Annotated in this window: 20 protein-coding genes and 1 pseudogene; 15 read left to right on the plus strand and 6 right to left on the minus strand. The window is 66.8% G+C overall.

The features are described from left to right. The first annotated feature begins 5 nt into the window (after positions 1 to 5). Positions 6 to 1,322, plus strand: coding sequence for a flavin monoamine oxidase family protein (locus DT343_RS10150; protein ID WP_112862800.1), 1,317 nt, complete (start codon positions 6 to 8; stop codon positions 1,320 to 1,322). Beyond that, a complete protein-coding gene (gene nth, locus DT343_RS10155; RefSeq protein WP_112862801.1) occupies positions 1,319 to 2,062 on the plus strand; it encodes an endonuclease III in 744 nt (247 codons plus the stop codon). Before DT343_RS10150 ends, nth begins: the two co-directional genes overlap by 4 nt. On the opposite strand, the gene DT343_RS17810 is transcribed toward nth, so the two are convergent. Together DT343_RS17810 and DT343_RS18170 are read right to left on the minus strand one after the other, a co-directional pair. Continuing rightward, positions 2,059 to 2,229 carry a hypothetical protein gene (locus DT343_RS17810; protein WP_258522554.1) on the minus strand — a complete coding sequence of 57 codons (171 nt, stop codon included), beginning with the start codon at positions 2,227 to 2,229 and terminating at the stop codon, positions 2,059 to 2,061. The genes nth and DT343_RS17810 overlap by 4 nt on opposite strands. 32 nt (positions 2,230 to 2,261) lie before the next feature. Further along, positions 2,262 to 2,657, minus strand: a pseudogene (locus tag DT343_RS18170) (MarR family winged helix-turn-helix transcriptional regulator); the annotation flags it as partial. Positions 2,658 to 2,771: 114 nt separating this feature from the next. On the opposite strand from DT343_RS18170, the gene DT343_RS10165 reads away from it, so the two are divergent. Both DT343_RS10165 and DT343_RS10170 read left to right on the plus strand, forming a co-directional pair. Continuing rightward, positions 2,772 to 4,235 (plus strand): methyl-accepting chemotaxis protein, encoded by a 1,464-nt coding sequence (locus tag DT343_RS10165; RefSeq protein ID WP_258522555.1) that lies wholly within the window; start codon positions 2,772 to 2,774, stop codon positions 4,233 to 4,235. Then, positions 4,235 to 4,687, plus strand: a complete 453-nt coding sequence (locus DT343_RS10170; RefSeq protein ID WP_112862804.1) for a chemotaxis protein CheW — start codon at positions 4,235 to 4,237, stop codon at positions 4,685 to 4,687. The genes DT343_RS10165 and DT343_RS10170 overlap by 1 nt, the downstream gene beginning before the upstream one ends. On the opposite strand, the gene DT343_RS10175 is transcribed toward DT343_RS10170, so the two are convergent. Further along, positions 4,684 to 5,556, minus strand: coding sequence for an ATP-grasp domain-containing protein (locus tag DT343_RS10175; protein WP_112862805.1), 873 nt, complete (start codon positions 5,554 to 5,556; stop codon positions 4,684 to 4,686). The two genes, DT343_RS10170 and DT343_RS10175, sit on opposite strands and share 4 nt — an antisense overlap. A gap of 92 nt (positions 5,557 to 5,648) precedes the next feature. On the opposite strand from DT343_RS10175, the gene DT343_RS10180 reads away from it, so the two are divergent. Next, positions 5,649 to 6,665: an adenosine kinase gene (locus DT343_RS10180; RefSeq protein ID WP_112862806.1), complete on the plus strand. Its 1,017-nt coding sequence runs from the start codon at positions 5,649 to 5,651 to the stop codon at positions 6,663 to 6,665. 158 nt (positions 6,666 to 6,823) lie between these two features. Here the strand turns inward: DT343_RS10180 and DT343_RS10185 are convergent, their stop codons facing one another. Continuing rightward, positions 6,824 to 7,945 carry an aromatic ring-hydroxylating oxygenase subunit alpha gene (locus DT343_RS10185; protein WP_112862807.1) on the minus strand — a complete coding sequence of 374 codons (1,122 nt, stop codon included), beginning with the start codon at positions 7,943 to 7,945 and terminating at the stop codon, positions 6,824 to 6,826. 124 nt (positions 7,946 to 8,069) lie between these two features. Here DT343_RS10185 and DT343_RS10190 point away from each other — a divergent pair, with 124 nt between their 5' ends. The 5 genes from DT343_RS10190 to DT343_RS10210 all read left to right on the plus strand — a co-directional run bounded on the left by DT343_RS10190 (position 8,070) and on the right by DT343_RS10210 (position 12,720). Next, a complete protein-coding gene (locus DT343_RS10190; RefSeq protein ID WP_112863779.1) occupies positions 8,070 to 8,282 on the plus strand; it encodes a ParD-like family protein in 213 nt (70 codons plus the stop codon). Beyond that, positions 8,279 to 9,046, plus strand: coding sequence for a type I methionyl aminopeptidase (gene map / locus DT343_RS10195; RefSeq protein WP_112862808.1), 768 nt, complete (start codon positions 8,279 to 8,281; stop codon positions 9,044 to 9,046). Before DT343_RS10190 ends, map begins: the two co-directional genes overlap by 4 nt. 88 nt (positions 9,047 to 9,134) lie before the next feature. Next, a complete protein-coding gene (locus tag DT343_RS10200) occupies positions 9,135 to 11,174 on the plus strand; it encodes an NAD(+) synthase (RefSeq protein ID WP_112863780.1) in 2,040 nt (679 codons plus the stop codon). Positions 11,175 to 11,323: 149 nt separating this feature from the next. Then, a complete protein-coding gene (locus tag DT343_RS10205) occupies positions 11,324 to 11,548 on the plus strand; it encodes an alkylphosphonate utilization protein (RefSeq protein ID WP_017506643.1) in 225 nt (74 codons plus the stop codon). A gap of 41 nt (positions 11,549 to 11,589) precedes the next feature. After that, a complete protein-coding gene (locus tag DT343_RS10210) occupies positions 11,590 to 12,720 on the plus strand; it encodes a CobW family GTP-binding protein (protein ID WP_112862809.1) in 1,131 nt (376 codons plus the stop codon). Positions 12,721 to 12,781: 61 nt separating this feature from the next. On the opposite strand, the gene DT343_RS10215 is transcribed toward DT343_RS10210, so the two are convergent. Together DT343_RS10215 and DT343_RS10220 are read right to left on the minus strand one after the other, a co-directional pair. Further along, the gene (locus DT343_RS10215) at positions 12,782 to 13,837 is read right to left on the minus strand and encodes a 1,9-bis(guanidino)-5-aza-nonane synthase (protein ID WP_112862810.1); all 1,056 of its coding nucleotides are present in this window, start codon (positions 13,835 to 13,837) and stop codon (positions 12,782 to 12,784) included. A gap of 214 nt (positions 13,838 to 14,051) precedes the next feature. After that, on the minus strand, positions 14,052 to 15,317 hold the full coding sequence (locus DT343_RS10220) for a type III PLP-dependent enzyme (RefSeq protein WP_055754540.1): 1,266 nt from the start codon (positions 15,315 to 15,317) through the stop codon (positions 14,052 to 14,054). A 229-nt stretch (positions 15,318 to 15,546) separates the two neighbouring features. On the opposite strand from DT343_RS10220, the gene DT343_RS10225 reads away from it, so the two are divergent. The 5 genes from DT343_RS10225 to DT343_RS10245 all read left to right on the plus strand — a co-directional run bounded on the left by DT343_RS10225 (position 15,547) and on the right by DT343_RS10245 (position 20,685). Further along, entirely contained in the window at positions 15,547 to 16,776 is a 1,230-nt protein-coding gene (locus DT343_RS10225) for a DUF2254 domain-containing protein (RefSeq protein WP_112863781.1), read from the plus strand. Positions 16,777 to 16,882: 106 nt separating this feature from the next. Beyond that, positions 16,883 to 17,692: a phosphonate ABC transporter ATP-binding protein gene (phnC, locus tag DT343_RS10230; RefSeq protein ID WP_017506638.1), complete on the plus strand. Its 810-nt coding sequence runs from the start codon at positions 16,883 to 16,885 to the stop codon at positions 17,690 to 17,692. Beyond that, positions 17,689 to 18,717, plus strand: coding sequence for a phosphate/phosphite/phosphonate ABC transporter substrate-binding protein (gene phnD / locus DT343_RS10235; protein ID WP_112862811.1), 1,029 nt, complete (start codon positions 17,689 to 17,691; stop codon positions 18,715 to 18,717). The genes phnC and phnD overlap by 4 nt, the downstream gene beginning before the upstream one ends. Beyond that, positions 18,714 to 19,526, plus strand: coding sequence for a phosphonate ABC transporter, permease protein PhnE (gene phnE, locus DT343_RS10240; protein ID WP_045809538.1), 813 nt, complete (start codon positions 18,714 to 18,716; stop codon positions 19,524 to 19,526). The genes phnD and phnE overlap by 4 nt, the downstream gene beginning before the upstream one ends. Before the next feature lie 91 nt (positions 19,527 to 19,617). After that, positions 19,618 to 20,685: a substrate-binding domain-containing protein gene (locus DT343_RS10245; protein WP_055808908.1), complete on the plus strand. Its 1,068-nt coding sequence runs from the start codon at positions 19,618 to 19,620 to the stop codon at positions 20,683 to 20,685. Positions 20,686 to 20,749 lie beyond the last annotated feature (64 nt).

Below are 20,749 nucleotides of genomic sequence, written 5' to 3' on the forward strand. Positions count from 1 at the left end.
ACGCCATGAACGCCCGCATCTCCGCTTCCCAGCCGCTGCCGTCACAGGTCGATGTCGTGGTGATCGGCGCAGGTGCCGCCGGCATCGCCGCAGCGCGCCGTCTGCTGCGGCCCGGCCTGTCGGTTCTGGTGCTGGAGGCCCGTGACCGGATCGGCGGGCGCGCCTGGACGGTTCGGGCTGAGGGCGAAGGGCTGGATATGGGGTGCGGCTGGCTGCATTCGGCCGACGACAATGTGCTGGCCGGACGGGTCGAGGCCGAGGGGCTGACGCTGGACCAGACGCCGCCGCCCTGGCGCACCCAGGCCTTCGATCACGAGATGACCCGAGCGGATCAGGCCGCGTTCGGCGAGGCCTTCGCCGCCTTCGACCAGCGGGTGACCGAGGCGGCGGCCCTCGTCCGCGCGGGTTTGGGTGAGGATCGCCCGGCGTCGGCCTTCTTCGATCCCGACTGTCGCTGGAACCCGCGCATGGACGCCATCTCCGGCGCCCTGAACGGCGCACGGTTCGCCGAGGTGTCCAGCCTCGATTACGACGCCTATGGCGACACCGGCGTGAACTGGCGGGTGCGCGAGGGCTATGGCCGCCTGATCGCTCGGCTGGGCGAGGCTGTGTCGCCCATCACGATCACGGACTGCGCCGTCAGCCGCATCGACCGTTCCGGACCTGTGCTGCGCTTGGAGACCAATCGCGGCGAGTTGACCGCGCGAATCGTCATCCTGACCGTGCCCAACAGCCTGATCGCCAGCGAGACGATCCGCATCGATCCGCCGGTTCCGGCGCTGCTCGAGGCGACGACGGGCGTGCCGCTGGGCCTGGCGTCCAAGGTGCATATGACCGTGCGCGGCGCGGAAGATTTCCAGCCCGACACCCAGTTGTGGACCCGCACCGATACGGCCGAGACCGGCGGCTATCACCTGCGGCCGTTCGGGCGGCCGATGATCGAGGCCTATTTCGGCGCAGACCTGGCCTGGGGGCTGGAGGCGAAAGGTCCGGCCGCCCTGTTCGACTTCGCCGTGTCCGAACTGGTCGCGGCCCTGGGGTCGGACATGCGCCGGCGGCTGGAAGCGGTCGCGGTCAGCGGCTGGGGCGTCGATCCCTGGTCGCGCGGGGCCTATTCCCACGCCTTGCCGGGCCATGCGGCGGACCGGGCCAAGCTGCGCACATCGGTCGAGGACCGCATTTTCCTGGCCGGCGAGGCGACGGCGCCGGTCTATTACGGCACGGCCCACGGCGCCTGGATGGAGGGCGAGCGCGCCGCCGACGCTACCCTGACTGCCCTGGGTCTTGACCCGCGTCGCCCCGAGGACGACAGCGAGGCATGAAGCCCGCCAAGGCCAGAAAGCCCGCCGCCAAGCCTGCCAAACGCCCGGCCGTGATGACCGGAGCGGCCATCCCCGTGCTGCGCTGGCCGCCTGACGAAGATCGGGTCGAGGCGATCTTCGAACGCCTGTCCGGCGTGATGCCGGAGCCCAAGACCGAGCTGGATTTCTCCAATCCCTTCACCCTGGTTGTCGCCGTCGCCCTGTCGGCCCAGGCGACGGACGTCTCGGTCAACAAGGCGACCGAGCGCTTGTTCAAAGTCGCTGACACGCCGGAGAAGATGCTGGCCTTGGGCGAGGAGGGGCTGATCCCCTACATCGCCTCCATCGGCCTTTACCGCGGCAAGGCGCGGAACGTCATCGCGCTGAGCCGCATCGTGCTGGAGCAGCATGGGGGCGAGATCCCGCTAAACCGCGCCGATCTTCAGGCCCTGCCCGGCGTGGGTCGCAAGACGGCCTCGGTGGTCTTGAACGAGCTTGGGATTGAGGCGGCCATCGCCGTGGACACCCACGTCTTTCGCGTCTCGCACCGGCTGGGGCTGGCCAATGCAGGCACGCCGGACAAGGTCGAGGCCCAGTTGTTCAAGGTCGTGCCGGAGGACTGGCTGCCCAAGGCGCACCACTGGCTGATCCTGCACGGCCGCTACACCTGCACGGCGCGCAAACCCAAATGCCTGTCTTGCATCATCGCCGACCTGTGTCCCTCGCGGGCGGGCCTGATGGCGCTAGGCGAGGTGGGCTAGGGCCGCGTCGCGCCTTCTGGCCCTTCCGCCAATTTATCGGCCACGGCGTTCATCACCCTGACCACGGTGGCCAGGTCGTCTTCCGGAATGCCCTCAAAGACCCTCTGCCGCATGGCGGCGGCATGGACTTCGAACGCCTGCATCTCCGCGCGACCGGCCGGTTCCATGATGATGAGCCACGATCGCCATCACCGATCATGCGATGGCGACTGACGAAGCCGTCGCGTTCGAGCCTCTGCACCAATCGCGTCAAGGATGCGCCTGACAACTCCATCCTGACCGACAGTTCGGAAAGCGTCAGCCCCTTTGGCTCATCGGCCAGGTGATAGAGGACAACGATCGGAGCGCCGGTATGGCCTGCGTTCCGAAACATCTCGCCCATCCAGAGTTTCCATCGCCGCGCGGTCAGCATGACCTGCATGGCGACCTTCAGCTGCAAGGCCTCGCGCGAGAGGCTGGGCGACAAGGCGTGGATGTTGGGCACAGCGTCCTCGGAGAGCCGTCCGACGGCCCGTCGTTTTGAGTGGCAACAATGAACGCAAACACGAAGACCACACTCGTCGTGGTTGAGCCTTAGCATGCTAACCAGGGCCATAGTCCTTCTAAAGGGGTTGTGTGGGATTAAGCTTGAAAAATCTATAGGGAGGCCAAAGGGATGCGCGTTTTTGGTAAGCCTCGGGACGACAGCAAGCTTGTCGAGTTGCAAGCCATGTTGACCGCGGTGGATCGGTCTCAGGCGGTGATCCAGTTCGACCTGGATGGGACGGTGCGCGAGGCGAATGCGAACTTCCTGTCGGTCATCGGCTATGAGCTCGGCGAGATCGTGGGGCGGCATCACCGTATGTTCGTCGATCCGTCGGAGGCGCAGAGCCCTGCCTATGCCGAGTTCTGGCGTCGGTTGAACGCCGGCGAGTTCGTCGCCGACAAGTTCGTGCGCTACGGCAAGGGCGGCAAGCGCGTCGTGATCGAGGCGAGCTACAATCCGATCCTCGACAAGGACGGCCGCCCCTACAAGGTGGTCAAGTTCGCCATGGACGTGACTGCGGTGGAGCAGGAGCGCGAGCGCCGCGCCGAGATCGAGCGCGAGGCCGCCCAGGTCCAGGCCGCGGTCGTCGCGGGCACGGCCAAGGGCCTGTCGGCCATGGCGGCGGGCGACCTGTCCTATCGCATCCAGGATGAGTTCCCCGGCGACTACGCCGTCCTGCGCGCCAACTTCAACCAGGCCATGGGCGCTCTGGACGAGGCGGTCGGGGTGATCGGAACGAACGCCGGATCGATGCAGTCGGGCGCACAGGAGATCAGCAGCGCCGCCGAGGACCTGTCGCGCCGCACCGAACAACAGGCCGCCAGCCTGGAGGAAACCGCCGCCGCGCTGGACCAGATCACCGCGACCGTGCGCAAGACCGCCGAGAACGCCCAGGCGGCGGACGGGGTCGTCACCCAAGGACGCAGCCAGGCCGAAACCGGCGGCGTGGTCGTGCAGAAGGCCGTCGCCGCCATGGGCGAGATCGAGCGTTCGTCGGATCAGATCAGCCAGATCATCGGCGTGATCGACGAGATCGCCTTCCAGACCAACCTTCTGGCCCTGAACGCCGGGGTCGAGGCCGCCCGCGCGGGCGAGGCCGGTCGCGGCTTCGCCGTCGTCGCCTCGGAAGTGCGCGCCCTGGCCCAGCGTTCGGCGGACTCGGCCAAGGAGATCAAGACGCTCATCTCGGCCAGCTCCAGCCAGGTCAAGGACGGGGTGGTTCTGGTCCGCCAGTCGGGCGAGGCCCTGACGGGCATTGCGGGCCGGATCGAGGAGATCACCACCCTGATGAGCGAGATCCGCGCCTCGACCCAGGAGCAGGCGGTGGGTCTGGCCGAGGTCAACACCGCCGTGAACCAGATGGACCAGGTCACCCAGCAGAACGCGGCCATGGTCGAACAGTCGACCGCCGCCAGCCTGAGCCTGAGCCGCGAGGCCGCCGAACTGGCCGAACTGGTCGGCCGCTTCGAGACCAGCCAGGTCGCCGCCAAGGCCCCGACGCCGACCCGTCAGCCCGCCGTCCAGCAGATGAAGGCGCGCGTCGAAAGCTTCGCCCGCGCCCACGCCGCCCCCGCCCGCGCCCGCATGGCCGCCGGCGGCGGACAGGCCGCCATCGCCGCCGTTCAGTCGGACTGGGAGGAGTTCTGATGCCAAACCGCACAGTTGGCAAAAGAGAACTGGTCGGTTTCCGCGTGGGTGACCAGGCCTTCTGCATCGACATCACCTCGGTGCTTGAAATCCGGGGCTGGACAGCGACCACGCCCCTTCCCGGCGCGCCGGCCTATATGAAGGGCGTGGTCAACCTGCGCGGGACGGTCCTGCCGATCATCGACCTCGCGGTCAGGCTGGGCCTGCCCACGACCGAGCCGTCCGCGCGCCACGCCATCGTGGTCGTCCGCTGCGGCGAACGCACTGTCGGCCTGCTGGTCGAGGGGGTGTCCGACATCATGCAGTTGGACGAAGCCGCGAGGCAGGACCCGCCGAACATGGGCGACGGTCACGTCGCAGGCGTGGTGTCGGGCGTCTTCGCCGTCGACAGCGCGCTGATCAGCTTGCTCGACCTGGACGCTCTGCTGCCGCCCGTGCGCGAGGCGGCCTAGGCCTCAAGGCGCACTTTGACGGCGTCGGCGAAGCCCGCGCCCTTCTGCGGATCGTGGTCCAGATAGAAGTCCGGCTCGATCAGTTCGGCCTCCATCAGCACCCATCGGCCGTCGTCGTCGTGGGCCATGTCGATGCGGGCGTAGAGCAACGGCTCGTCGATGACGGCCAGCGCCTGCTGCGCCAGGGCCATCGCCGCCGCGTCCGGCTTGACGGCCCGATAGAGGCCGCCGAACTGGACCTGGATGCGGAAGTCGCCGGGAACCGGCCGTTTGTTGACCGCATGGCTGACCCGGCCGCCGAAGAACAGCAGCGAGGTCTCTCCCTCGGTCTCGATGGATTTCAGATAGGGCTGGATCATCGCCGCACCCTCGGGCGCATCGCTCAAAACCTCGCCCGGCGTCAGGCGCAGGGTGCGAAACGCCCCGGCCGACACCGTGGGTTTGACGATCAGCACCGGCGCGCCCGTCTCGGCGAAGGCGGCGTCCACCTGATCCTGGGTCACGCGGTCGGTCCAGCGCGTCGGCGGGATCGGCACGCCCCTGTCCGCCAGTCGCGCCAGATAGGTTTTGTCGGAGTTCCAGCGCAGCACCTCGGCCGGATTGGCGACCGCCAGGCCGGCCGCGCTCCACGTCGCGCAAGCCTTCAGCCAGCGGCCATGATCGCGGTGATAGCCCCAGGCGATGACCGGCAGGATCAGATCATAGGTCCCAAGGCCCGACGCGTCCTCGACATGATCGGTCCAAGGCGTTGCCGTGACCGTCGCGCCCGTGCTCTCCAGCGTCGCCTTCAACCGTTCCAGCACCTCGGGCCAGCGGCCGATGTAGGATTTGTCAGCGCGATCGGGGGTCAGGACGGCGATCTGGGTCATTCGGTCCTCATACCGAAGCGACGCGGACCATATAAGGGCTTCCTTATATGATTTCGGATGACGCGCGGTCATGGACCGGCTAAGGCGCGGCCATGACCCAGAACACCGCCCAATATGACGTCTGCGCCGTCGGCAACGCCATCGTCGATGTCCTCAGCCCCTGCGACGCCGCCTTCCTGACCGCCCAGGACCTGGCGCCCAACTCCATGCAGTTGGTCGACGCCGCACGCAGCGCCGCCCTGTATGACGCCATGGCGCCGGGCGTGGAGGCTTCGGGCGGTTCGGCCGGCAACACGGTGGCGGGCGTCGGCTCGTTCGGCGGCCGCGCGGCCTATATCGGCAAGGTCGCCGACGATACGCTGGGCCAGGTCTTCACCCACGACATCCGCGCCGCCGGCGTTCACTTCGACACCCCGGTCCTGACCGGCGGGGCGGATCAGGGCTTCGGCACGGGCCGTTGCCTGATCAACGTCCTGTCGGACGGCGCGCGCACCATGGCGACCTTCCTGGGGGCCGCGAACCAGCTGTATGCCGACGACATCGACGAGACCCTGATCGGCGCCAGCGAGATCGTGTATCTGGAAGGCTATCTGTTCGATCCGGCGCCTGCCCGCGCCGCCTTCGAACGCGCCGCCGCCGCCGCGCACAAGGCCGGCCGCAAGGTGGCCATCACCCTGTCGGACACCTTCGTCGTCGCCCGCTGGCGCGCCGAACTGCTGGACTTCATCACCCAGTCCGCCGACATCGTCCTGGCCAATGAGGCCGAACTGGGCGCCCTGTTCGAAACCGAAGACTTCGACGCCGCCGCCGCGCAACTGGCCGCCATCGTCGAGATCGCCGCCGTCACGCGCGGCGAGCACGGCTCGGTCGTGATCAAGGGCGACGAGCGCGTTGTCGTCGCCGCCTATCCGGTCGCCAAGGTGATCGACACCACGGGCGCCGGCGACCAGTACGCCGCCGGCTTCCTGCTGGGCCTCGCGCGCAATCTGACGCTGGAAGAGGCCGGCAAGCTGGGCTCGCTGGCGGCGTCGGAAGTCATCGCCCACTGGGGCCCGCGCCCGATGGTGAAGCTGGTCGACCTGGCCAAGGAGAACGGGCTGAAGCTGTAAGACCCAGTGTCTCCTCCCCACGCAGTGGGGAGGTGGCGCGGCGCGTCTTCAGCGCCGTGACGGAGGGGGGCTTTGGCACCCTAGGCGCGGCGAGGCTTCAAGAGCCCCTCCACCGCTTCGCGGTCCCCCTCCCCACACAGTGGGGAGGAGACGAGGCGTCAGCTCTTCCACCTTAGCGTCGTCGGCTGGATCGGGTTCGCGAACGGGCGCGCCTCGGCGCGGCTCTTGGCCCATTCGCGCTTCAACTGCTGATACCATTTGGCCTGTTTGTCGGCGTCGTCGATCCAGATCAGGGCGGGGTCGTAGCGCAGGCCTTCGTTCTGAAGGTTCACCATGCCGCCGTCCTGTTTCAGGAAGGCCACCACCCCCATGCGCAGGAAGGGCTTGGCCAGGCCGAACACCCAGTGGTCGGACCAGAAGATCTGGGTGATCCGCGTCTTGGTGTCGGTGATCGGCGTCAGGCAGGTCAGGGCCAGGACCTGTTTTTCGCCCACCTGGATGTGCTCCCAGCGGAAGCCGGGCAGGCGGAAGGTGATCTCGGTCGCGGGCGCGCCGCCCAGGATCTTGTAGAGGCGGCTGTTCGACGAGGGGGCGTGGCGCACCATGGCCCAGCCGAATTCGGTCGGGGCGAAGGCCTTGGATTTCTCGTGCATCGAATGTTCGGACCGCCACCACCATTGCTGGTGGACGTAGGGGCCGTGGGCGGGGTCCATCAGGCCGACGACGGCGTGGTCGATATGGCTGTCGAAATCCATCGCCTCGACCAGCTTGGCCTCGCCTCCAACGACGCCGGGGAAGACCGGCGGTTCGTGGTCCGGCTCTATCGGGTTGCGGGCGTCCGACGCCATCCAGACGAAGACGATCCCCTGGCTCTCGCGCACCGGATAGGACCGCACGCGAATGCGGTTCGCCTCGAACGCCTGATCCTCGACCAGTGAAGGAATGGCGGCGCAGACGCCGTCGGGACGGAAGCGCCAGCCATGATAGGGGCATTCGACGGTCTCGCCCTCGCCGGGCTTCTCGACCAGCTTGCCGGCCGACAGGGGCGCGGCGCGGTGGGGACAGATGTCGCGCATCGCATAGACCTGGCCTGCGCGGGTGCGGCCGATCAGCACCGGCTCGCCCATGATCTCGTAGCGTTTCAGACTGGCCGGGGCGACGTCGCGGCCCAGGGCGACGAAATACCAGGCGTCGGCGACGAAGCCCTTGCCGAACGGGCTGACGCCCGCCTTGGACGGGGCAGGTTCAGCTTGGGGCGGTGGCACAGGAGCGACGGTCATCTGCGCTGTTTAACAGCGGCGGACAGGCGAGGCCATCATCCGAGCCGGCCTCAACAATATGGCTTGTCGTTCTAGCGATATGATATACGAAACATATCTGTTTCATGTAGTCGGGAGCCAGCGGGTGGGCATCGTCAATATCGAGGACGAACTGCACGAGCAGTTGCGGCGCGCTGCGAAGGCGTCCTATCGGTCGATTAACGCTCAGGCGGCGTTCTGGATCAGGATCGGCATGTTGTGTGAGATGCATCCCGGCGTGACGTTCCAGGAACTGGTGGCGCGCGAGTTGCGGGCGGCGGGCGTCGATGCGTCCGTGCCGACGGGCACCGCCGCGTGATCAAGACGCCGGCCGAGATTGCGCTGATGGCCGAAGCGGGGCGACTGCTGGCCTCGGTCTTCACCCATCTGAATGCGATGACCCTCGAGGGATTGAGCACGCTGGAAATCGACCGACGGGTCGAGGGCTTCATCGTCGACGAGCTGAAGGCGCGGCCGGCCAGCAAGGGTCAGTACGGCTATGGCTTCGTCCTGAACAGCTCGATCAACCAGATCGTCTGCCACGGCGTGCCCTCGGCGGACGACATCCTGAAGAGCGGCGACATCGTCAATCTGGACATCACGCTGGAGAAGGACGGCTTCATCGCCGATTCCTCCAAGACCTATCTCATCGGCTCGGTGGGACCGCAGGCCCGGCGGCTGGTGCGCACCACATATGAGGCCATGTGGAAGGGCATTCAGGCGGTGCGTTCGGGCGCGAAACTGGGCGATATCGGTTTCGCCATCGAAAAACACGCCAAGCAGGCCGGCTATTCGGTGGTGCGCGACTATTGCGGGCACGGCATCGGGCGCGAGATGCATGAAGAGCCGCAGGTGCTGCATTTCGGCAAGGCCGGGACCGGCGTAACCCTGCGCGAAGGAATGACCTTCACCATCGAACCGATGCTGAACCAGGGCGTGCGCACGGTCCTGACCGAGGACGACGGCTGGACCGTGGTCACCTCCGACGGAAAACTGTCGGCTCAGTTCGAACATACGGTGGCGGTGACGAAGGACGGCGTGCGGGTCCTGACCCTGAGGCCGGACGAGAAGCGGGGCGCATAGACGCGCTAAGGAGAGTTTCCGTCCCTTCATCATTCGCGCCTATATGAAGGCCGACGACCGGCGCGGGCCGGGTGATGCGGACGATCCGATGGCTGATGCATTGTTCCATTCTCCCAAGACCCACGGCTTCGTGCGCGTGGCGGCGGCGACGCCGGTCAGTCATGTGGGCGACCCCAGGGCGAACGGGCAAGAGCACATCGCCCTGATCCGTCAGGCGGGCGAGCAGGGCGTGGACCTGATGGTCTTCCCCGAGCTGTCGCTGTCGGCCTATGCGATCGACGATCTGCATATGCAGGCTGCGCTACTGGACGAGGTGGAGCGGCAGATCGCCGTAGTGGCCGAGGCGACGGTCGAGGCGGATGTCGTGGCGGTGGTCGGGGCGCCGATCCGCAACGGCGACGCCCTGTATAATTGCGCGGTGGTGATCGGGGCGGGCGAGGTGCTGGGCGTCGTGCCAAAGACCTATCTGCCCAACTACCGCGAATACTATGAGAAACGCTGGTTCGCGCCGGCGACGGCGCGCGCCGAGGACGTGATCGCGCTGAATGGCGAGACAGTGGACTTCGCGCCGGGTCTGTTGTTCGAGGCCGTCAATCGGCCCGGCTTCGCCTTCTCGGTCGAGATCTGCGAGGACTATTGGGCGCCGCTGCCGCCCTCGACGCGGGCGGCGCTGGCGGGTGCGCGGATCCTGCTGAACCTGTCGGCGTCCAACATCGTCATCGGCAAGGCGGACGAGCGGGCGATGCTGAGCGCCAGCCATTCGGCCCGCACCCTGTCGGCCTATGTCTTCGCCGCCTCGGGCTGGGGCGAGAGCACCACCGACCTGGCCTGGGACGGTCAGGCGACGATCCATGAGTTGGGGTCGAAACTGGCCGAGGGCGAGCGGTTCGCGACGGATAGCCATCTGACGATCGCCGATGTGGACGTGGACCGGATCGGACTGGACCGGTTGCGCAACGGCACCTTCGCCGAGTGTGCGAGAAACGAAGGCGAGCCGGCGATGGTCGTGCCCTTCATGGCGCGCGAGGATCATGAGGCCAGCGAGCTGATCCGGCCGCTGGACCGGTTCCCCTTCGTGCCGGACGACGCCGGGCGGCTGGATCAGGACTGCTATGAGGCGTTCAATATCCAGGTCCAGGGGCTGATGCGCCGGATGACGGCGACGGGCGCCAAGTCGCTGGTGGTCGGCGTGTCCGGCGGGCTGGATTCGACCCAGGCCCTGCTGGTCGCGTGCCGCGCCTTCGACCGGCTGGATCTGCCGCGGACCAATATCCTGGGCTTCACCATGCCGGGGTTCGCCACCTCGGACGGGACCAAGTCCAATGCCTGGGCCCTGATGACCGCGTTGGGCGTCACGGGCGCAGAGATCGACATCCGCCCCGCCGCCGAACAGATGTTCAAGGACATCGGCCACCCCTATGCCGAGGGTCAGCCGGTGCACGACATCACCTTCGAGAACGTGCAGGCGGGTTTGCGGACCGACTATCTTTTCCGGCTGGCCAATCAGCACAGGGCCTTCGTTCTGGGGACGGGGGACCTGTCGGAACTGGCGCTGGGCTGGGCCACCTATGGCGTCGGCGACCATATGAGCCATTACAACGTCAACGGCGGGGTGGCGAAGACGTTGATCCGGCACCTGATCCGATGGGTGGCGGCGGGCGACCTGATCGGCGCGGGCGCGCGCGACACGCTGCACGCCATTCTGGACACCGAGATTTCGCCCGAGCTGGTGCCGGCCAAGGACGGGGTGATCCAATCGACGGAAAGCACCGTCGGCCCCTATGCGCTGAACGACTTCTTCCTGTTCTACATCAGCCGGTTCGGGATGACGCCGTCCAAGGTCGCCTTCCTGGCGCATCAGGCCTGGGGCGATGCGGGCGCAGGGCATTGGCCGGCGAATACGCCGGACGACGAAAAGGTCGAATACGATCTGGCGACGATCAAGCGCTGGCTGAGGAAGTTCCTGATCCGCTTCTTCCAGACCGCCCAGTTCAAGCGCTCGGCCCTGCCGAACGGGCCCAAGGTGGTCACCGGCGGATCGCTGTCGCCGCGCGGCGACTGGCGCGCGCCGTCGGACGGCAATGCGCGGGTGTGGCTGGACGAACTGGACGCGAACGTGCCGGACTGATCGTCTCCTCCCCGCTTTGCGGGGAGGTGGCTCGAAGCGTAGCGGAGAGACGGAGGGGCTCTTGGCTGTGTGGGTAGAAGAACCCCTCCACCACTTCGTGGTCCCCCCCCCATTGCATGGGGAGGAGACGCGGCACTAGAAGCTTCGCCATGACCGACGACGTGACCAAAGATTCCAACGGCAATATCCTGGCTGACGGCGACAGCGTGACCCTGATCAAGGACCTGAAGGTCAAGGGATCGGGCGGGGTGACGCTGAAGCGCGGGACGCTGGTCAAGAACATCCGCCTGACCGGCGATCCGGACGAGATCGAGGCCAATGTGGAGAAGGTGCGCGGCCTGGTCCTGCGCACCGAGTTCGTGAAGAAGGCCTGACCCTCTTCCCTTCGCGCGATGCAGCCGCCATCTAGCGGCCTATGACCGACACCCTCGCCGCCCCGACCTCGACTGCCGCAACGAACGGCAAGATTCCCGTCACCGTCCTGACCGGCTATCTCGGCGCGGGCAAGACCACGCTGCTGAACCGGATCCTGACCGAGGATCACGGCAAGCGCTACGCCGTCATCGTCAACGAGTTCGGCGAGATCGGCATCGACAACGACCTGGTGGTCGGCGCCGACGAGGACGTGTTCGAGATGAATAACGGCTGCGTCTGCTGCACGGTGCGGGGCGACCTGATCCGCGTGGTCGCCGGCCTGATGAAGCGCCAGCGTCCCGGCAAGCCGGCCTTCGACGCCATCATCGTGGAGACGACGGGCCTGGCCGACCCTGGTCCGGTGGCCCAGACCTTCTTCGTGGACGAGGACGTCAAGGCCAAGACCCAGTTGGACAGCGTCACGACCCTGGTCGACGCCAAACATGTGATGGCGCGCCTGGACGACTCCAGGGAGGCGCGCGAGCAGGTGGCCTTCGCCGACCGGATCATCCTGAACAAGGTCGATCTGGCGACGGCTGACGAACTGGACGCGGTCGAGGCGCGTCTACGGGCGCTGAACCCGCTGGCGCCCATCGTGCGGGCAGAGCGGTCGAACGTGCCGCTGGATCAGGTGCTGGGCCTGGGAGCCTTCGATCTGGACCGGATCCTGGAGGTCAAGCCGGACTTCGTAAACCCGCCGCACGGCGCGGACGGCCATGTCCATGATGAACACTGCGGGCACGACCACCATAATCATGACCATGATCACCACGACCATGCGCATGATCACGGCCACGACGCCCATTCTCACGGAGTCAGGGGTCACGCCCACCAGGACGACATCAAGGGCATCTCCCTGTCGCTGGATCGGCCGCTGGACGGCGCCAAGTTCACCGCCTGGCTTGACCGGCTGCTGGGCGAGCAGGGTCAGAACATCCTGCGCGCCAAGGGCATCATCGACGTCAAGGGCGAGAACCGCCGCCTGGTCTTCCAGGCCGTGCACATGATCCTGGAAGGCGACCTGCAACGCGAATGGGGCGCCGCCGAACGCCGCTGGAGCCGCGCGGTCTTCATCGGCCGCGATCTGGACGAAGCCGCGCTGAAGGCGGGCTTCGAGGCCTGCGCCGCCTGATCTGAAAGGTGGACTGACAGACAAAAGGCCGGCGGAGCAATCCACCGGCCTTTTTCTTTGTTCAGCCCTTCCCGAACAACTTGTTCCAGCGGCGCTTGTCGCGGGCCTTCCAGGCGCCGCGGTGGTAGGCGTCGGAGCCGATCAGGGGGACGACCGTGGTGGCCTCGGCGAAAACCATCTGTTCGTGGGTGGTCTGGACCTTGCCCCACGAGGCCGCCTCTTTCAGCGTCGAGGACGAGCAGGCGCCGTCGCGCACGTCGGCGACGGTGATCTGAACCGCATAGCGGTGCATCTCGGCCTCGACGCCGAGGATTTCGGCGCAGACGACGGTGTCCTGCGCGAAGTTCTTGGGCACGCCGCCGCCAACCATGAACAGGCCGGTCACGCCGGCGGCGATCTTGATGTCGGTCAGTTCGCGGAAGTCGGCGATGGCGTCCAGCATCAGATAGGGCTGGCCGGCGGCCGCGCGTTCCTTCTGGTGCTTGACCAGACCGAAACCGGCCGAGGAGTCCACGAAGGCCGGGCAGAAGATCGGCACGCCCTCTTCATAGGCGGTCTGGATCAATGAGCCGGGCTTCTTGGCGTTGCCCTCGCTCAGCCATTTGCCCATTTCCCAGATAAACTCGCGGCTGGAATAGCCGCGCGGCTCCAGTCGATTGGCGATCTCCAAGATGGTGTGGTCGCAGGCCTGGAGCTCTTCCTCGTCGATATAGGTGTCGTAGATCCGGTCGATGTAGTTGTCGCGCAGGACGTTGTCGTCCACCTCGCCGGCCGCCTGATAGTGTTTGAAGCCCAAGGCCTCGAAGAAGTCCATGTCGACGATCGAGGCGCCGGTGGCGACCACGGCGTCGACCATGCCGAACTTCACCATGTCGCGGTAGACGTGCATGCAGCCGCCGGCCGAGGTCGAACCGGCCAGGATCAGCCAGGGCGAGCAGCCCTTGTCCTCGATGGCCATCGAGAAGATGTCCGCAGCGCGGGCGGTGTCGCGCGACGAGAAGGACATCTTGCGCATCGAGGCGATGATCGGGCGCGCGTCGAAGCTGGTGATGTCGACGTGCTCGACGACATTCTGCAGCAGTTGGGCCTTGGTGTTCGAGTGAACGGGAGCGTTCATTTCGGCGGTTTCCCTGTGATTTGAGCGCCCGTCGAACAAGCAGACGTGCCGGGACGGAGCGACCGACAGGACCGATAGACGCCCAACCATCGGCCGTCACCCTCGGACTTGATCCGAGGGTCGGACGTTCCGCCGCGCGTTCCTCGCAAGGAAGACGCAGAGGGGGCCGATCCTCGGGTCGAGCCCGAGGATGACGATTACAGGTGCGGGCGTCCTACTTCCGGCGCGACTTGCGCTGACCGGCCTTACCCTTGGGGCGTGACAGGCGCACGACCTTGCGGGCGTTCTCTTCCGCCGTGGTGCGCACGGTGGGGATGGAACGCGGGGCCAGGCCGTAGAGCGAGGCCATCGGAGCGTCCTCGACTGCGGCGATGTCGTGTTCGCCATAGCCGTTGAAGCCCGTCGACATGGCCACGCCATAAGCGCCCAGCATGCCGATCTCGATGAAGTCGCCTTCGCGCACATCGGCCGGCAGCCAGAAGGGCCCCGGCATGTGGTCGATGGAATCGCAGGTCGGGCCGTAGAATTGAAACGCCTTAAGATCGCCCGCGCTTTCGCCGTCCCGGACCAGCTTGGTCGGGAAGGGCCAGCGCGAGTGGGTCGCGTCGAACAGCGAGCCGTAGGAGCCGTCGTTCAGATACAGGGCGTCGCCCTTGCGCAGGTCGACACGGGCCAGGATCGACGAGCTTTCGGCGACCAGCGCCCGGCCAGGCTCGCACCACAGCTCGGTCGTTTCCGACACCGGCATCTCGTTGAAGCCGCGATGGATGGCGTCGGCGTATTCGCTCATGTCCGGCGGGACCATGCCCGGATAGACGGACGGGAAGCCGCCGCCGACATCGACGATATCGACGATCACGCCCGCACGGCTGATCGATCGGCCGACCTGGGCCATGGCGGCCTGATAGGCGGTCGGGCGCATGCACTGGCTGCCGACGTGGAAGGAGACGCCCATCAGGCCGTCCTTGACCGCCTGGCGCGTGGCCATCAGCAGGGCCGGCGCCTGATCCGACGAGACGCCGAACTTGCCCGACAGCGTATAGGCGGCGCCGTCGGCCGAGACGGCCATGCGCACGATCAGGTTGAGGTCGTCCGCGCCGCCGGTGGCGTCGAGGATTTTGTTCAGCTCGTCGATGCAGTCGAGCGAGAAGGTGCGCACGCCGTGATCGAAATAGGCCTTGGTGATTGCAGAGCGGCTCTTGACCGGGTGCATGAAGGCCAGGCGCACGTCATGGCTGACCGAGCGAACCAGCTCGATCTCGGCGATGGACGCCACGTCGAAGCCGCGAACGCCGGCCTCGATCAGGGTTTCGACGACCCAGCGCGAAGGGTTGGCCTTCACAGCGTAGAAGACGTCGGCCTTTAGATTATCCTGGAACCAGCGCGCCGCTACGGAAACCGAACGCGGCCGCACGAGGGCGACGGGACGTTCAGGGGACCGCTCACGGACCAGGTCCAGGGGAAGCTGATACGTGCGCAATTCACGTAACCCCCTGCTAATTGTTAAACCCAGACCGGCGTTAGCGGCGCAGACAGGACCTACGGGGTCCGCCGGAGAGCGCGATATGGGGACGCGGGACTGTCATGTAAAGAGGTTTTTTCGTGGCAGGGCCTAGGTTTGACTGTCACAAATCCGCTCTGCGCCCTCCACGACACGATCCGACGGCAACCTTGACCTTTCTATGCCGTTGCCATGGTCGGAGGGTTTCATGAACCGATGGCTGTTCTTTTGGCGCAAGATGCGGCGTCAGCTGTGGGTGCGCGCCACGGCCTATGCCGCCGCAGGCGTCGCCGCAGCCTTGCTGGCCGCCGCCCTGGCCCCTTGGGTGCCGCAGGAGATGGCCGAGCGTCTGGGCGGCGAGTCTGTGGAATCGATCCTGACGATCCTGGCGTCCAGCCTGCTGGGTGTGGCGACCTTTTCAGTCGGCGCCATGGTCACGGCCTATACGTCGGTGTCGTCGGCGGCCAGTCCGCGCGTCGCGGCCCTGGTGACCAGCGATGACGAGACCCAGAAATCGCTGGCGACCTTCGTCGGGGCCTTCCTCTACGCCATCGTCGCCGTCACCGCGATCAATGCCCACTACTACGGTCAGAACGGTCGGGCGATCCTGTTCCTGATCAGCTTGGCCATGGTGGGTCTGGTGGCGTTTCGCCTCCTGGCCTGGATCAACCGTCTGTCCAGCCTGGCGCGGGTCGGTCACATGATCGATCTGGTCGAGGCCCGGGCGCGCGAGGCGCTGGAACAGCGGCGCGACAATCCGTTTCTGGGCGGGCGCGGGGGCCATCTGCAAAACGGCGCGGACGTGACGGCGCCGGAAACCGGCTACGTCCAGAACGTCGATCCCGATCGCCTGCAGGCCATGGCCGAAAAGCGGGATTGCCATGTCGAGGTGGTCGCTGCGCCGGGCGCCTTCGTGCGACGCGGCGAGGTCCTCGCCCGGGTCAGCCTGCCGGCCTGCGACAAAGAGGCCCAGGACGCCTTCTGCTCCGCCTTCGCGATCGGAGACTCGCGCTCCTATGATCAAGACCCCCGCTTTGGCCTGATCGTTCTGGGCGAGATCGCCGCCAAGGCCCTGTCGCCTGGTATCAACGATCCCGGAACGGCCATTCAGGTGGTGTCGACCGGCGTGAGGCTGATGGACATCTGGGCCCGACACGGCGGGGAAGACGAGAAGCGGACCCTGCGCGATCGCCTGATGATGCCGGGCGTCTCCGAAGACGATCTGCTCGACGATCTGTTCGGCCCGATCGCCCGTTATGGGGCCGGCGACGTTGCGGTCGCCATCAGACTGCAAAAAGGCCTGAGGGCGCTGGCCTCGATCCCTTGTCTGGCCGCACCAGTCCGGACGATGGCCGATCAGGCGCTTGAGCGATCGCGCGCCGCCTTGCCGATTCCGGCAGACTACGTCCGGGTGAAGGGTGCGGCAGAAGGCTCCTGAACGGCTCGGGTCTGGACGAGATTGCGCCCGACGTGCGATTAGGACTTGCCCGAGCGCGATTTCAGCTTATTGCGGCGCCCCTTCGCCATAGCCTCCTAGCGAGTTCATGAGTTCATCCGCAGCCGCCGCCGCCCCTGGGCTAGTCCTGGCGCGTGACGTGTCGAAGACCTTCGGATCGCGAAAGGCGCTGGACGGCGTCTCGATTTCCGTGGCCTCCGGCGAAATGGTCGCCCTGATCGGTCCGTCCGGTTCGGGCAAGTCCACCCTGCTCCGCTCCATCACCGGTCTGCAGTCGATCGACGCCGGCGCCGGTACGATCCAGGTGTTCGGCGAGACCGTGCAGAAGGACGGCCGGGTCACCGGCGCCGTGCGCAAGGCGCGCAGCAAGCTGGGCATGATCTTCCAGCAGTTCAATCTGGTCGGTCGCCTGAGCCTGTTCTCCAACGTCATGCTGGGCGCGCTGGGGCGTCTGCCCGGATGGAAGGGCCTGCTGGGCCTGTGGCCCCAAGCGGACAAGGACAAGGCCATGGCGGCCCTGCACCGCGTCGGCGTCAGCGACTACGCCGCCCAGCGCGCCAACACCCTGTCCGGCGGTCAGCAGCAGCGCGGGGCCATCGCCCGCGCCATCGTGCAGGGCGCCAAGGCCATTCTGGCCGACGAACCCGTCGCCTCGCTGGACCCGGTGTCCGCCCGCAAGGTCATGGAACTGCTGGTCGAGCTGAACAAGCGCGACGGCATGGGGGTGATCGTCACCCTGCACCAGGTCGATTACGCCATCCGCTACTGCGACCGCGTCATCGCCCTGCAAGGCGGCAAGATCGTCTATGACGGCCCGTCCACGGCGCTGGACCAAAAGCGCCTGATCGAAATCTACGGTCCCGAGTTCGAGGACGCGTTCTGGGAGACCAAGGCATGAGCCTGTCACGCATTTCCCCCGCACCCAAGGCTTTTGGCCGCCTGTTCGCTGCGGCCGGCGCCGCCGTCATGATCCTGGGCCTGGCGGCCTGCGGCGGCGGCGAGGACAAGAAGGCTGCGGGCGGCGCGCCCAGCGAGATCACCTTCTCGATCCTGTCCGCCGAAGGCCAGGCCTCGGCCGGCCCGCTGTGGCAGCCGCTGCTGGACGACATGTCCAAGGCCATCGGCGTGCCGGTGAAGCCCTATTTCGGCTCGAACTACACCGTTCTGGTCGAGGCCATGCGCGGCAACCACACCCAGGTGGGCTGGTTCTCGGCCAAGCCTGAGGTCGAGGCCATCGACCGCGCCAAGGCCGAAGTCATCGCCCGCACCGTCAACCGCGAGGGTCTGGACAGCTATCAGTCCACCCTGATCGTCAAGAAGGGGTCAGGCATCACGCTGGATCAGGTCATGGCGTGCGGCAAGAAGTACAACTTCGGCATCGGCGACGCCCAGTCGACATCGGGCACCCTGGCCCCGCTGACCTTCCTGTTCAATCCCCGCGGCGTCGTCCCCAGCCAGTGCTTCAAGACCGTGCGCTCGGCCAACCACCAGGCCAACGCCTTCGGCGTGGCGACCGGCGTGATCGACGTGGCGACCTCCAACAGCGTGAACACTATCTTCATGCGCAAGGAAAACCCGCAGCTGGCCGGCCAGATCGAGGAGATCTGGACTTCGCCGCCCATTCCCGAGAGCGGCATCGTCGTGCGCGAGGACCTGGATCCGGCGCTGAAGGAAAAGATCCGCAGCTTCTTCCTGACCTATGGCCAGGGCGAAGGCGCCGAGGCCGAGCGTCAGCGCAAAATCCTGGCGGACCTGGAATATTCCCGCTTCACCGCCGCTGACGACAGCTATCTGGACCCGATCCGCGAGATGATCGCCGACCAGAAGCTGGGCGAGGCCCGCGCCAAGGGCGATACGGCCGCCGCCGCCGCCGCCGAGCGCGAGCTTCAACGCCTGCGCAGCCTGCGTGAGGTCCGGCCTTGACCGCAGTCGCGTCTCCCGCCGTCGCGATTCCGGCGGCGCCCAAGAAGTCCGCCCTCGCCTGGGTCGCCGACGTCCTCGTCTGGGGCGGCGTCGCCGCTGTCCTGCTGTACAGCATCGACGCGGTCGATCTGGGCAATATCTCGCGGCTGTTCGCCGGCAACGACAGCACCCAGCTGTTCGTCCACGACCTGCTGCGTCCCGACTTCAGCGACTGGAAGATGTTCGTCGCCAAGATGTGGGAGACGGTGCAGATCGCGCTGTGGGGCACCTTCCTGGCCGTGATCCTGGGTATCCCGCTGGGTCTGGCGGCGGCACGCAACATCGCGCCCGTCTGGGTCGTGACGCCGGTGCGCTGGATCATGAACCTGCTGCGTTCGGTGCCGGATCTGGTGATCGGCCTGCTGTTCGTCACCGCCGTCGGCCTTGGGCCGCTGGCAGGCGTCCTGGCCATCACCCTGAATACGGCCGGGGTTCTGGCCAAGCTGTTCTCGGAAGCGGTAGAGTCGATCGACAAGGGTCCGGTCGAGGGCGTGCGCGCCACCGGCGCGGGCAAGTTGCATGAGATCGTCTGGGGCGTCCTGCCTCAGGTCGCGCCGCTGTGGACCTCGTTCGCCCTGTACCGTTTCGAATCCAACAGCCGGTCCGCGACCGTGCTGGGTCTGATCGGCGCGGGCGGCATCGGCCAGGTGCTGTTCGACAGCATGAACGCGTTCGATTTCCGCGCCGTCTCGGCCATCGTGATCGTCGTCGTGGTCGCCGTGACCCTGATCGACACCCTGTCGCAGGTGATGCGCCGCCGCCTGCTGTAGCGGCGGCGGTCCCTTTCGCGGGCCCATTCTCGGGACTGTCATAATCCTCTGCTCTAAGCATCGCGAAATCGATGCTCAGGGAGAGCCTTGGATGATCCGCACACTGAAACTGGCGGCTTCGGCCGCCGCCCTTCTGGCCCTGGCGGCCTGTGGCGACAACGGCGGGGGCGGCTCCGCCTCCGGCGCGCGCTCCGGCATCTGGGCGGCCGGTTCGTCGACCGTCTTCCCCTTCGCCACGCGGGTCGCCGAGACCTTCGCGCGCGGTTCGGGCGGCGCGGCGCCGCGCGTCGAATCGCTGGGCACCGGCGGCGGCATCCAAGCCTTCTGCCAGGGCGTCGGACCGACCACTCCGGACATCGCCAACGCCTCGCGTCAGATGAAGCAGTCCGAGTTCGACCTGTGCGCCAAGAACGGCGTCACCGACATCGTCGAGATCAAGATCGGCTTCGACGGCATCGTCATCGCCACGGCCCGTAACGGCAACGGCTTCAACTTCGAACTGAATGACCTGTACGAAGGCCTGGCCAAGGAAGTGCCGGGCACCAACGGTCAGTTTGTCGCCAATCCGGCCAAGACCTGGAACCAGGTCAACGCCGGCCTGCCGAACCAGCGCATCCAGGTCTATGGCCCGCCGCCCACCTCGGGCACGCGCGACGCCTTCTTGGAGCTGGGCATGACGCCGGGCGCCAAGCTGGTGCCGGCGGTCAAGGCGATCGAAGGCGACAAGGACCGGTTCGAAGCCATCGCCCACACCCTGCGCGAAGACGGCGCCTGGATCGATTCGGGCGAGAACGACAACGCCATCGTCCAGACCCTGACCCGCACGCCGGGTTCGCTGGGCGTGTTCGGCTATTCGTTCCTGGAGCAGAACCTGGACACGGTGAAGGCCGAGACCATCGACGGCGTCGCCCCGACCGCCGACACCATCGCCAGCGGTGAATATCCGCTGTCGCGCAGCCTCTACATCTATGTGAAGAAGGCCCATATCGGCGTCATTCCGGGCCTGCAGCAGTTCGTGCAGGAGTTCCTGTCGGAAGGCGCCGCCGGCAAGGGCGGCTATCTGGCCGACCGCGGCCTGATCCCGCTGCCGGAAGACCAACTGCTGGCCCAGCGCGCGACCATCGCCGCCATGACGCCGATGGCCCGCCCCGCCAAATAAGGCGGAACCCGACCGCCGTTCCGCCCCTTCTTTCACCGGTTCGCCCCGTTGAAGCGCGAAGCGC

This window comes from Brevundimonas vesicularis (assembly GCF_900445985.1).
Lineage (GTDB): Bacteria > Pseudomonadota > Alphaproteobacteria > Caulobacterales > Caulobacteraceae > Brevundimonas > Brevundimonas vesicularis_D.